The organism is Leclercia sp. UBA2479 (assembly GCF_002341985.1).
Classification (GTDB): Bacteria; Pseudomonadota; Gammaproteobacteria; order Enterobacterales; family Enterobacteriaceae; genus Enterobacter; species Enterobacter pneumoniae.
Genome location: NZ_DDPB01000007.1, coordinates 110,413 through 123,022, shown reverse-complemented (window position 1 = coordinate 123,022; position 12,610 = coordinate 110,413). Strand labels below are relative to the sequence as shown.

Below are 12,610 nucleotides of genomic sequence, written 5' to 3'. Positions count from 1 at the left end.
CGATTTATTCAACAAAGCCCAATAAAATGCTAATCTTAAGGATTTTGGTGTGTTTCTTTCTCAAACCATAAAAAATGCCAGAGAAAAATATGACGTGTCTAGTGATGATGACTTCAGATTTAAAGTGATGAAATCAAAAAACATAAACTGTCTGAATTGTTGATCTTGTAACTTAAGTGAAATTGCAGAGTGCGACATAAAATATAGTATACGATAAGCATTTAAAACCAGGGGGGATTCTTGTTGGGTATTTTATGGTATGGTCGGTGTCCAAATTTTAATGTTAATTAGGCGTGCGCGGTTATGAATGATGTCTAGATTTTTTCTGCTCTTGTTTTTACTATGTGTCGAAAGTTAAATAATTTATATTTTAAAGGGGTGATGGTTTTCTTGGTTGTGGAATATATTATGTTTGAGTTCTCAGGTCGGCGATGAATTTTGTTGAAGGCCAAAGTCTAACCATCAGGTAATTTAACTCCATTACGGGCTTGTGTATTTCATTGTTTGTGTTTTCTTTATTCATTTTGTTTGAGGGGATGTGCTCTCTACTAGCATTTTGTCTTATGCTGTGCATGCGCTGTAAATAAAATAAGAGAAGTAATTTTTGTGCTGGGAAAATATTTTCAAAATGAGAAATGATGTAATAAAGGAAGTGTGATTTGTCAGAGATAACAGGGTCAGAATTTTCCTCCCACAAATGCCTAATCAGGTCATTCAAAGACAGGAAGAGTTTTTCGTTGCCGCTGTGCTTCATGTTCTTCAAATCAGTTCTGGTCGAGGTAAAACCGGAAAAGTAATTATCTGATATTTCTTCACCATGCGCCAGGTGAGTCAATATCTGGTTGGCAAAGACTGCAAAATCATTTTCTATGTTCTTACTGAGGATCATGGTATTGAAATTGTCGGGGTAAAATTCAACAGCAATGTGAGGACTGGGTGGAACCAGCTTGGGCATTAACCGGCAACAGTGGCGGTTACAGATGCTCACTCCCGGGATCTGATGTTCACAATGCCAGTAAGGGACACCATATCCCATTGCATCTTCCCTTGCGCATACAGGGCAAAAATGAAGTTGCATCCTTTGGGATGAGTGGTTGCCTGTAAGCTGATAAAACCATAGCAAACGCGCCGGAGGGCCCGTCAGTTGCCGAAGTGCTTTTGCATAACCGGGCATTGACCATACCCATAGAGGGAACAGGGTTTGTTCCGCCCAGAGAAGCTCAGCGTTTTCGTGACTAGTCTGAGCAATCTCTGTCAGATGTTGTGTCAGGAAAGGATGAAACGAGGACCGGGCTTCCAGGCCGAGGCTCCTTGAAAATTTCTGCACCGGCAGTCCACTTACTGACAAGCTTCTACAAAGCCGACTAAAGAGGATTTCTCCCGGGAATGCCTTTAACAACATATACCACCACGCCTTCCTATGTAATACATCATGTTTCTGTTGAAGGATCGTTGCAAAGCCGGTCGTAGTGTTCCAGGGCACTGTAACGACATTTGTTTTGCCAGAGTGCACGGAACAGGACAGGCTCACACCTTTTGGCCAGGATCGCCTCAGTTTGTGCAGTATAGTTATTTAACTCCTCCGCAAACTCCTCATGCTGGGGGCGGTTCAAATCGGCTGTGACTGTGAATGATTTATGCACCCGTCTGACCGGTTTTTGCCTGATTTCACGGCTTTTGAGAAAGCTTTTGCCGTTATTCTTCTGAGGTAATACTGTCTCTTCAGATTCTGATAATTCTGGCAGTTCCTCGCCATAAATGAGAGCATCTGCCTGGATAAATTCGTCTGCGCGACTGGTTAATACTGATTCGGAAAGACCCAACAAAGCGGGTGTAATGACTTCATTACCGGTACCAATAACTTTTAATTGCGCAGTAACAAATAATCGCTGTGCTATCGCAAGATTTCCTTTCGACAGCTTATGCATTTTTATGTTGAGCTCATCATTCAGGGGAGTGTAGACATTAGTCCACTGATAGCGCCACAGATACTGAATGAAAGATTGCCAGTCTGTCGTCTGGTACGCGAGCGGATTAAGACGAATGAAACCTGCGGTTTCTGCACGTCTGGCGAAACGTAACCGTTGGCGCATTTTGTCTTCGAATTCTGGATTTCCGCAAAAGACTAGCGGGACACCTAATGTATCGACGATGTCATGAAGAAAATTGATAAGCTGTTCATCACCGTTTGTGCGGGTCAGTCTTTGCATTTCGTCAATAACCAGCACGCCAATGAAGGCCGACTTAATTTTCTGAGCAATGAGCCGGAGTAACGTACCAGTCCTTGATGGCGGGATGGTACGCTCAAGCCCAAGTGCATCGTCGATAGCGGTAAGTAAGATTTCCGTCAGGTCACGTGCTTTCGAATTTGGAGGGCAATTTATTTTAAGCCAGACAACCTGACGAAGAGGGGTAAGATCGTGGCCCTGATAAACATTATGGTCTATGATCTGTGGAAAATGTCCCAGTACCTGCTCAAGCATGGTTGATTTACCCACACCGCTTATGCCGGTAATGGAAAAAGTCCCTGCCCGGGGTCGATGAAATCCATCGCCGAGAGCTTCACCTAAGCTTCCCTCTACGCTGTAATGAAGAAACCGAACCGTGTGAATATCAAGTGGGTTACGGGTTGTATAACCTGTTCGCAGAAGTCGTACTATTGCCTTGTAACAGTCGAAGAATGTTCCCTGAGGACAGCGGAAGGCATCTATACGATCAACATACTGTTCACGCACCTCAGTGCTCAGTTCACGCTCGTTTGCATTAATTTCAGGAAAGTTGCTGAGAGCCAGCATGACATCCTCCCGGGACATCAGGGGAGGGAGTGCTTCAATTAGAGGGTTACCTCTGTATTCTGGCAAATCTGCCTGGTGATATTTTGCATTCACAGCCATGGCTATTTATCCTTCTTGTAAGGATCGTTTTGTTTTGTAAGCCACGCTTTCCTCGCTTCGGGACCTGGCAAAATCACAATGTTGTTTGCGGGGGGAAGTTTGTAATTCTCACTGGTCTTTCTGGAGTCTCCCTGTTGAGCATACAGCACTTCTTTTCTACGATTTTCCCTTATGTTTTTATAGCGCCCACGACCCTTTTTCCTCAGTGCTGCCAGCAAAATCTCGCCTTCCTGTTCATTAGCTTCAATCAGATTACGCAATGCCATCGACTCAGGTGTAATAACATTACTGCTTTTATGCATATCGACAATATCAGAAACAACTTCTGCTTCCATATGAGGAAGGCCCTGAAATATTTTTCGCCTGGACAGCAGTTCTCGTTGCGAAAAAACGGTATCTTTTCCGCTTCTTATATAAATTTTATCCATGGAGTTATCATTAATCCGAACATCAACACGTGTCTGACCGAAACTTCTGGCCCCGACCATCTCATCCTCTGAACACTCATAGAATCGATTACCATACTGAATTCCCTTGCCAGTAATACTTGCGCTATCCGGGTACAGAAGTCTTGATATAATTTCGTGCTCAGTGATCTGATAACCACCAAAACGGAAGTTATTAATACTGACATTCCAGCTATTGACGGGGGTAGCGATCAGATTATGCTCAAGAAGAAGAGGGTTAATATACAGAAGTTCTGTATTCAGGGCATGGTTATACTCATCAACGGCACGTATCATGATTTCTGTAAACGCTTTAAGCGTATAACATGACCTTAATTGTGGCCGGGTCTCACCCCTGACAACAAATCCCCCTCTTGTCGTACCCAGAAGCTTATGGATTGCCTTTTGGTTAAGTATGCGGAACCTGCTTTCAACGACGCCTTTTAGGTCAGCCCTGTAGGAAGGAGCAAACATTAATTCCGTGAAGGGAACAACTGCAGACTGCGTTTTAAGACCCAACATTTCTGCATTATCGCAAAGTAACTTTGTTGGTACATGTGAGCATGGCCAGCGGTCGTCACTGATGTCATTGACACCAAATAACCTACAGTACTGTCCTTTCGGTGAAAAGCAGTTAGCAAGTGCCTGAGATGCTGCTCGCCAGGAAGCATAAAGATAAGACACATGCATGCCGGTTATCATCCGGGTTGCACGATCAGCAACGAGATACACTGTCGGTCGTCCAACCACATCTCCTGTTAATTCAGATACCAGATGCACATCAGCAACTGTCGCATCAATTTCGAATACTGAGCCCGGCAGTGTATCAGAGTCAGCAGAAGACCCCGCTAAAGCCCGTTTGTTAAGTAAAAAATCTCTTTCTGTTGTGCGCCGACGTGCAATCTCAGTAAGAGAGAAAAGTTTAGTGATGCGATATCTGAACTGTGCCAGAGAAGGATAGGAAATGGCGCAGTCCTGAGTTATTGAAGCCAGTTGAGGGAAGTATTCTTCAAGATAGATGCGCCAGCATTCAGCTTGGCTTTTGCCCTTCGGTTTGAGGTAGTGTTTTTTCAGGATTTTTTTTATGCTAGCTGAGTCCCGTTCTCGCATGATGTAGGTTTCTGCTCTGCCGTCAATGAGGGCGCGCCCTTTCTTTTTACGACCAACAGAAACAGACTTAACTGTTTTTTTGACCCCATTCCCTCCACTCCTGGCGTATGCTGGCGTCAGGGACTGTTTACCTCTTCCGTACTTCCAGCAGTTCGATAATAATTTTTTTATTGTGGAATAGCTGGCGTTGTTGTCCTTTGCATAATTTCTTAACAAAGGACTTCGCTCGTTCAGAGCGTACAAAAAGAGAAAATCAGGATCAGACAACAGTGGGCTAATCAGGGCGAAATTCTTATCTCTCCGGATCCTGTTTTTATCCGGAATATCATTGTCTGTGACCATCATCCATACAGGAATAGGATAGTTGAAGTGCACAATGTTTCTTTCCTGAACTCCCAACTTAAATGGTTCAATGTAAAACAGTTTCGGACGTGTGATTTTGTTGTCGTTGAGTTCATACAAAATCATGGTTCCTGTTTCCTTGTACAGGGCAAGGACTCGGTACAGGGCATCGGGGAGCCCTTCAGTTTTTGAAACTGACCAGACGGAATTCTTAATTATTTTCATATGCTAATCCCATGTCACATGCGCTGTTTCGTAAAACGACAATACATCCATTGCTAACGATGTCCGAGGTGAGATCAACTTCGATGCTTTTGGTTGCTAACATAAATTTCAGCGCGATGAAGGCATCATCAGTGCTGATCCTTAAAGATGAAGCTATTTTTTTTACCATATGAAGAAGAATATACTGACCGGGAGGAAACTCCCTTAATAAGGACACATCAAGATGATAATCGGGCAGTCCGTTCATCCTGAAAGGAGCAGTAAACCAGCTAATATTGCCACTTTTTATTCTGGTAACCTCTGACCCTGTATATATCTGAAAACATACATTAATGCCCTCCCAGAACAGTCTCTCAATTTCTTGTTTTTCGGCATCACGTTTGGAAATGATTTCATCAGGTTTCACTGAATAAGACTTATATTTGATGGTTCCGTCCTGGTTTCTGAATGTCAGAACGAAATCTGTTGTCATGACGGCGGGCACTGCTGGCTTATCTGTGTCGCAGACTTTCCTGCGTAATGCCGGATGGGGGACATTGAGAATGTTGGCTATCTTTTGCGTTAGCGTGACGGGGAGAAGCGGAAACTGTTCGCGAATGTCAATTACTGAATCATTGAATTCGGCAAGGTAATAAAACTCGCTTTCAATCCCGGACAGCGTGTTGTGCTGTCTGAACGTTTTCAAACCGCGTATGGCTGAGCGGATACCCGTTGAGTTTGTAAAATCTTGTGGCCGTATCCAGGGCTGATAGTTTTCCCCGGTTCCAAGGCCAATCCCGTCCCTGAGTGCTTTTTCATAGCTCTCAAAAGATGTAAACCGTCTTCCTCTAGTCATACCGATCTCGATAAAATCTAAGGCGAATTAGTTACGACTTTCATCTTTTTTAAGTTTAGTTGCATACGCACAGTTTACAAAGTGAACATGGCAAAGAAAGAGATGAAAAATTATTGATGAATCATACTTATAGTAAAAATAATGACATAACTTATTTATGATAAGATTGATTAGTGACATAACTTCTGCATTAGTGACATAACTTTAATATGACACGACATCCGGCCTTTTTTATTCCACACGCCTCACAAAAAACGATCCCGATCTTTGCCTGCTTTATCCGCTTTGGCTATATGACTAGTCATGAAATTTAAATGACTAGTCATATAGGGAGTGCGCATGAAAGCATCTTTGCCAGCCAATTTTTTATGGGGCAACTCGGTCTCCAGCATGCAGACCGAAGGGGCCTGGAACGAGGGTGGGAAGGGGATGTCGGTCTACGACATTCGCGAAGCGGGAGAGAATACCTCAGACTGGAAAGTCGCCACCGACTCGTATCATCGCTACGCGGAAGACTTCGACCTGATGCAGGATCTGGGCATGAACTGCTATCGCTTCCAGATCGCCTGGAGCCGCGTCTGCCCGCAGGGTGACGGTGATTTCAACGACGAGGGGATCGCCTTTTACGATCGCTTTATTAACGATCTGATCGCCCGCGGCATTGAGCCGATGGTCTGTCTCTACCACTTCGATATGCCGCTGGCGCTGGCCCAGGAGTACAACGGATTTACCGATCGCCGGGTGATGGAGGCCTTTATCCGTTATGGCAAGAAGATGATCGACTGCTTCGGCGATCGGGTGAAATACTGGCTGACCTTCAACGAGCAGAACATCTTCCATATGCCCGAGGCGTTTCGCATTTCCGGCTATATGAAAGGCGAGAAAACCCTGCGCGAGCTGTACGAACTTCAGCATCACACCATGGTGGCGCATATGGCGCTGACCGAGTACCTGCATCAGACCCGCCCAGGTCAGCTGATGGGCGGTATGCTGGCGCACCAGCTGATCTATCCCGCCACCTGTAAACCGCGCGATATCTTTTGCGCGCAACAGTATGACGAATTCCTGAACCAGAACCTGCTGCGCGTCTTTGCCGGTCAGGGCTACAGCCCGGCGGTGATGGCGGTGGTGGCGCAGGAAGGTTTTGAAGATATCTACCGGGCCGAGGATCTGGCCCTGCTGGCACGTACCAAAAATGACTATATGGCGTTCAGCTATTACGCCAGTAAGACCCTGGACAGCGACGCGATCCCGGAAGAGACGCCGGTTAACTATTACTTGCTGCACGGCGAGAAAAACAACCCCTATCTGAAAGCGACAGAGTGGAACTGGCAGATCGATCCGCTGGGCTTTCGCACCATTATCACCCGCTACTACAACGACTGGCGGCTGCCGGTCTTCCCGATTGAAAATGGCATCGGCGTGATTGAGTCCTGGGACGGCGTAAATCCGATTGAGGATGACTACCGCATCGACTACCACCGGGAGCATATCGAGGCGATGAAGGCGGCGATGATTGAAGATGGTGCCGAGGTGATCGGCTATCTCGGCTGGGGCTTAATCGACATTCTGAGTTCGCAGGGGGACATGCGTAAACGCTACGGCGTGGTGTACGTTAACCGCGAAAACCATGACCTGAAAGACCTGAAGCGCGTGCCGAAAAAGAGCTACGCGTGGCTCAAACAGGTTATCCATAGCAACGGGCGCGAGATGTAAGCCGTACGCTGCCGGGCCGTTTTTGTGACTGATTAAGGGAACTATCCGTATGTCTGATACAAAAATTACACCTGCGATGCAGTCCTTTGTCGACAGATTTGTGGAGTTCTCGGCGCGCCTGGCCAATCAGGTGCACCTGCGCTCTCTGCGTGATGCGTTTGCCACGGTGATGCCGATCTTTATCCTCGCCGGGCTGGCGGTACTGATCAATAACGTGGTCTTCCCGTGGATTTTCACCGGGGAGACGCTGGCCCACTATCAGGTCTGGGGCGAGGCGATTATTAACGGTACGCTGAATATCGCGGCGCTCCTGCTGGCCCCGATCATTGCCTGGTCGCTGGCGCGTAACAAAAATTTCGACAATCCGGTCTCGGCAGTGGTCATCGCCGTCAGCAGCTTTATCATAATGATGCCGATGCGGCTGCAGATCGTCCCCGTCGGCAGCGACACCGCGGTGAGCGTTACGCAGATTCTTACCTTCGCCAATATTGGCTCGACGGGCATTTTCGCCGGGGTGCTGATTGGGCTAATCTCGGCGGAGATCTTTATCGCCATCTCCCGGCTAAAAGCGCTGCACATTTCGCTGGGGGATAATGTCCCTCCGGCGGTGAGCAAATCCTTTACCGCGCTCATTCCCACCATCATTACGCTCTCGCTGTTCGCGGTGCTTGCGGCCTTGCTGGCAAACGTGCTGCACACCGATTTGATTCACCTGATCACCACTTTTATCCAGCAGCCGCTGCGGCTGATTAATACCAGCTTGCCGGGAACGCTCTTTATCTACAGCTTTGGCAACTTCCTGTTTACGCTTGGCATTCATCAGTCAGTGGTTAACAGTGTGATTCTGGAACCCTTCCTGCTGATTAATACCAATGAAAATATGCTGGCCTTCGCCAATGGACAGCCCATCCCGCATATCATCAACAGTATCTTTGTCCCCACCTTCGGCATGGTGGGGGGGACCGGGAGCACCCTCTCACTGCTGATCGCCATCTTTATCTTCTCGCGTCAGCAGTCGGCGAAACAGGTGGCTCGCCTGTCGCTGGCGCCGGGGCTGTTTAACATTAATGAACCGGTGATATTCGGCCTGCCCATTGTCTTCAACCTGCCGCTGATGATCCCCTTTGTGCTTCTTCCGGCGCTGGGGATCTGGTTTGCCTGGCTCTGCACCACGCTGGGATTTATGTCGCGCTGTGTTGTCATGATCCCCTGGACCACGCCACCCATACTCAGCGCCTGGCTGGCCACGGCCGGCGACTGGCGAGCGGTAGTGGTACAGTTGGCAATCATCGTATTTGGTGTATTCTTCTACCTGCCTTTCCTCAAGGTTGCCGAGCGAGTGGCATTGAAAAACAGTGAGATAGCGAACTAAACATAAGGAAACGGCGATGGCGGCGAAGTACATCACCATAGCGCGGGAAATTAAAAAACGCATTATTAGTCAGCAGTATGCCGCCAACGAACCGCTGCCCGACCAGTTTGCGCTGGCTGCGGAGTTCAGCTCCAGCCGCATGACCATCCAGCAGGCAATGCGTCAGCTTATTGTCGAAGGGCTGGTCTATACCCGGCAGGGGCAAGGCACTTTTATCCGCAAGAATTTTCTACAGCTCTCTCAGTGGGATCTCTCCGGCAGCGACTACTTTGGCGCCACCAAAACCTGGGAGCATCTTGGTACGGTCTCCAGTCAGGTCGTCCATTTCGAACTGCGCTTTCCCAACGAAAAAGAGCAGGCCTCACTGATGATAAACGCCGATGCCCCGGTGTATGACTTTATCCGCCTGCGCCTGCTTAATGGCGAGCCGATGTCGCTGGACGCTACCGTCATGCCGCTCAACCTGGTGCCGGGGCTGAACAAAAGCCATCTCGAAAGCTCGGTGTTCCGCTACGTGCAGGAGACGCTGGGGCTAAAAATCATGGGGTCATATCGGGTCGTCAGAGCCCTGAAACCCAGCGCGCTGGATATGCAGCATCTGGTCTGCGAGCAGTCCGATCCGGTGCTGGAGGTGGAGCAGGTGATCTATCTGGAGGATGGCACGCCGCTGGAGTACGCCCACTGTCACTACCGGTACGACCACGGCGGGATTGTTATTGTGAATAACGGATAAAAAAAAGCGGGCCCCGGGCCCGCTTTTTTATGTCGCTGGTTTATCAGTTCAGGCGAACTGGCATACCGGAGCGGTTCTGAATAGCCTGGTCAACAACGGAGGCATCTACGTCAGCCTGGCTGGTGATCGCCTGCACGTTGCTCTTCAGGGTGATCGGCACGGTAACGTTGTTATCGATCTGATCTTCGCTGGTGGAGAGCGGGTTATGCACTTCCAGATAACGGCTGCCATCTGGCTCGGTGGTCGCTTTTACAGGTTCGTTGATGAACTGTACGCGGGTACCGACCGGCACGTTTTCGAACAGGAATTTGATATCGTCATTACGCAGACGCACACAGCCGTGGCTTACGCGCAGGCCGATACCAAAGTTGGCATTGGTGCCGTGAATAGCATAAAGGCGGCCAATGTAGAGCGCGTACAGACCCATCGGGTTATCCGGGCCAGCCGGAACAACAGCCGGCAGCGGCTCGCCAGCGGCAATATACTCCGCGTGCATCTTGGCGGTTGGCGTCCAGGTTGGGCCCGCTTTCTTACGCTCAACTTTGGTGGTCCAGTTCATTGGGGTGTCTTTACCCAACTGGCCGATACCGATTGGCAGAACGATGACGGTATTGGTCCCTTTCGGATAGTAGTAGAGACGCATTTCAGCACTGTTGATGATAATACCTTCATGCACGGTATCGGGCAGGATCAGCTGCTGAGGAATATTCAGCACAGTACCGCCTTTCGGCAGGTACGGATCGACGCCAGGGTTAGCTTCCATCATGTTGGAGAGACCCAACTGATATTCAGCAGCAAAATATTCCAGCGGCTGCGTGTTACCTTCTTCGATGGTCACAACCTGATTCTGACCGACCAGACGGCTACCGTCAGTGGGCAGAGGATAGGTGACAGCAGAAGCGGTCTTGCAAAACCCTACGACGGCAAACGCCGCTGCTAATAGCGATGTTAATTTCATATTCATGTTATGCGAGGTATCTGTGCCACTGTGGCATGTAGTTAAAAGGGCTGAATGGTATAGGGAGCGCATTATATGTCCATTACCCCATTCAGGGAATTCAGATGTGTACGAAATCACATTTTTTTCGACATTGTTAAAGTTTAGCGTCTCGTCGCAACATCGGGATCTCAATTCGGAATTGTGGCATAATGCCGCGTTTATCACACTTTTCGCAGGAATCTCCCCGTGTTAGTTACCAGCAACGTCACTATGCAGTTTGGCAGTAAGCCGCTGTTCGAAAATATTTCCGTCAAATTTGGCGGCGGCAACCGTTACGGCCTGATTGGTGCCAACGGTAGCGGCAAATCCACCTTCATGAAGATCCTCGGCAGCGATTTAGAGCCGACGCTGGGCAATGTCTCAATGGACCCCAACGAGCGCATCGGTAAGCTGCGTCAGGATCAGTTCGCCTTTGAAGAGTTCACCGTGCTCGACACCGTGATCATGGGACACGGAGAGCTGTGGGAAGTGAAGCAGGAGCGTGACCGTATCTACGCCCTGGCCGAAATGAGCGAAGAAGATGGCTACAAAGTGGCCGATCTGGAGACGCAGTATGGCGAAATGGACGGTTACTCTGCCGAAGCGCGCGCGGGTGAATTGCTGCTCGGCGTGGGCATTCCTGTAGAACAGCACTACGGCCCGATGAGCGAAGTCGCGCCAGGCTGGAAACTGCGTGTGCTGCTGGCACAGGCGCTGTTCTCTAACCCTGACATTCTGCTGCTCGATGAACCGACGAACAACCTGGACATCGATACCATCCGCTGGCTGGAGCAGACGCTGAACGACCGCGACAGCACCATGATCATTATTTCGCACGACCGTCACTTCCTGAATATGGTCTGTACGCACATGGCGGATCTGGACTACGGCGAGCTGCGCGTTTACCCGGGCAACTACGACGAGTATATGACGGCCGCAACCCAGGCGCGTGAACGTCTGCTGGCGGACAATGCCAAGAAGAAAGCGCAGATTGCGGACCTACAGTCCTTCGTTAGCCGCTTCAGCGCCAACGCCTCTAAATCGCGTCAGGCAACCTCGCGTGCCCGTCAGATTGACAAAATCAAGCTCGACGAAGTCAAAGCGTCAAGCCGTCAGAACCCGTTCATTCGCTTCGAACAGGACAAGAAACTGTTCCGTAACGCGCTGGAAGTGGAAGCCCTGGCTAAAGGCTTTGAAAACGGTCCGCTGTTTAAAAACTTTAACCTGCTGCTGGAAGTGGGCGAGAAAATTGCCATTCTGGGTGCCAACGGCGTGGGTAAATCTACCCTGTTGAAAACGCTGGTGGGCGAACTGCAGCCGGACAACGGCACCGTGAAGTGGTCCGAAAACGCGCAGATCGGTTACTACGCGCAGGACCACGAGTACGAGTTCGAAAACGACCTGACGGTCTTCGACTGGATGAGCCAGTGGAAGCAAGAAGGCGATGACGAGCAGGCGGTACGCAGCATTCTGGGGCGTCTGCTGTTCAGCCAGGACGACATCAAAAAGCCTGCCAAAGTGCTCTCCGGTGGTGAAAAAGGCCGCATGCTGTTCGGTAAGCTGATGATGGAAAAACCAAATATCCTGGTGATGGATGAACCTACCAACCACCTGGATATGGAATCTATCGAATCGCTGAACATGGCGCTGGAGATGTATCAGGGCACCCTGATCTTCGTCTCTCACGACCGTGAGTTCGTCAGCTCGCTGGCGACCCGCGTGATCGAGATTACCCCAGAGCGCGTGGTGGACTTCACCGGCAACTACGAAGATTACCTGCGCAGCAAAGGTATCGACGGCTAATTTCCCGTGGTCTTCCACGCTGCAGATGCGTTGGCTGCACCTGCTCACCCCGGTTACTTATTTATGTAAGCTTCCGGGGATCCACAGGTTTACCGCCTTCCTGCAGCGCGAAATACTCAGGGAAGGTGTCGTGCTTTTATTCCCGCTCCCTGCGG

General features: G+C 49.3%; 9 protein-coding genes. 4 read left to right on the top strand and 5 right to left on the bottom strand.

What is annotated here, in order from left to right; all coding sequences use genetic code 11:
- Nucleotides 1-406 precede the first annotated feature (406 nt).
- The 4 genes from B3B59_RS08265 to B3B59_RS08250 are packed head-to-tail and all read right to left on the bottom strand — an operon-like array spanning nucleotide 407 to nucleotide 5,852.
- Nucleotides 407-1,402: a TniQ family protein gene (locus B3B59_RS08265; protein WP_023335019.1), complete on the bottom strand. Its 996-nt coding sequence runs from the start codon at nucleotides 1,400-1,402 to the stop codon at nucleotides 407-409.
- A 28-nt stretch (nucleotides 1,403-1,430) separates the two neighbouring features.
- Nucleotides 1,431-2,894, bottom strand: coding sequence for an ATP-binding protein (locus B3B59_RS08260; protein ID WP_023335020.1), 1,464 nt, complete (start codon nucleotides 2,892-2,894; stop codon nucleotides 1,431-1,433).
- A gap of 2 nt (nucleotides 2,895-2,896) precedes the next feature.
- A complete protein-coding gene (locus tag B3B59_RS08255) occupies nucleotides 2,897-5,017 on the bottom strand; it encodes a hypothetical protein (protein ID WP_032666584.1) in 2,121 nt (706 codons plus the stop codon).
- The gene (locus tag B3B59_RS08250; protein ID WP_023335022.1) at nucleotides 5,004-5,852 is read right to left on the bottom strand and encodes a TnsA endonuclease N-terminal domain-containing protein; all 849 of its coding nucleotides are present in this window, start codon (nucleotides 5,850-5,852) and stop codon (nucleotides 5,004-5,006) included. Before B3B59_RS08250 ends, B3B59_RS08255 begins: the two co-directional genes overlap by 14 nt.
- A gap of 339 nt (nucleotides 5,853-6,191) precedes the next feature.
- Here B3B59_RS08250 and B3B59_RS08245 point away from each other — a divergent pair, with 339 nt between their 5' ends.
- From B3B59_RS08245 to B3B59_RS08235, 3 genes are read left to right on the top strand one after another with little or no spacing between them, the layout of a single operon-like run.
- Nucleotides 6,192-7,568 (top strand): glycoside hydrolase family 1 protein, encoded by a 1,377-nt coding sequence (locus B3B59_RS08245; RefSeq protein ID WP_286808679.1) that lies wholly within the window; start codon nucleotides 6,192-6,194, stop codon nucleotides 7,566-7,568.
- A gap of 49 nt (nucleotides 7,569-7,617) precedes the next feature.
- Nucleotides 7,618-8,940: a PTS sugar transporter subunit IIC gene (locus tag B3B59_RS08240; RefSeq protein WP_286777728.1), complete on the top strand. Its 1,323-nt coding sequence runs from the start codon at nucleotides 7,618-7,620 to the stop codon at nucleotides 8,938-8,940.
- A 16-nt stretch (nucleotides 8,941-8,956) separates the two neighbouring features.
- On the top strand, nucleotides 8,957-9,673 hold the full coding sequence (locus B3B59_RS08235; protein WP_040076440.1) for a GntR family transcriptional regulator: 717 nt from the start codon (nucleotides 8,957-8,959) through the stop codon (nucleotides 9,671-9,673).
- Between the two features lie 43 nt (nucleotides 9,674-9,716).
- Here the strand turns inward: B3B59_RS08235 and ldtB are convergent, their stop codons facing one another.
- Complete coding sequence (gene ldtB / locus B3B59_RS08230) at nucleotides 9,717-10,637, bottom strand: L,D-transpeptidase (protein WP_040076439.1); 921 nt, start codon at nucleotides 10,635-10,637, stop codon at nucleotides 9,717-9,719.
- A 222-nt stretch (nucleotides 10,638-10,859) separates the two neighbouring features.
- On the opposite strand from ldtB, the gene B3B59_RS08225 reads away from it, so the two are divergent.
- Nucleotides 10,860-12,455: an ABC-F family ATPase gene (locus tag B3B59_RS08225; RefSeq protein WP_040076438.1), complete on the top strand. Its 1,596-nt coding sequence runs from the start codon at nucleotides 10,860-10,862 to the stop codon at nucleotides 12,453-12,455.
- The last annotated feature ends 155 nt before the right edge of the window (nucleotides 12,456-12,610 follow it).

What these genes read in the sequence shown, in the direction of transcription:
- ldtB (WP_040076439.1), bottom strand. Translation starts at nt 10,637, where the DNA reads ATGAATATGAAATTAACATCGCTATTAGCAGCGGCGTTTGCCGTCGTA.
- B3B59_RS08240 (WP_286777728.1), top strand. Translation starts at nt 7,618, where the DNA reads ATGTCTGATACAAAAATTACACCTGCGATGCAGTCCTTTGTCGACAGA.
- B3B59_RS08260 (WP_023335020.1), bottom strand. Translation starts at nt 2,894, where the DNA reads ATGGCTGTGAATGCAAAATATCACCAGGCAGATTTGCCAGAATACAGA.
- B3B59_RS08250 (WP_023335022.1), bottom strand. Translation starts at nt 5,852, where the DNA reads ATGACTAGAGGAAGACGGTTTACATCTTTTGAGAGCTATGAAAAAGCA.
- B3B59_RS08255 (WP_032666584.1), bottom strand. Translation starts at nt 5,017, where the DNA reads ATGAAAATAATTAAGAATTCCGTCTGGTCAGTTTCAAAAACTGAAGGG.
- B3B59_RS08245 (WP_286808679.1), top strand. Translation starts at nt 6,192, where the DNA reads ATGAAAGCATCTTTGCCAGCCAATTTTTTATGGGGCAACTCGGTCTCC.
- B3B59_RS08265 (WP_023335019.1), bottom strand. Translation starts at nt 1,402, where the DNA reads ATGTTGTTAAAGGCATTCCCGGGAGAAATCCTCTTTAGTCGGCTTTGT.
- B3B59_RS08235 (WP_040076440.1), top strand. Translation starts at nt 8,957, where the DNA reads ATGGCGGCGAAGTACATCACCATAGCGCGGGAAATTAAAAAACGCATT.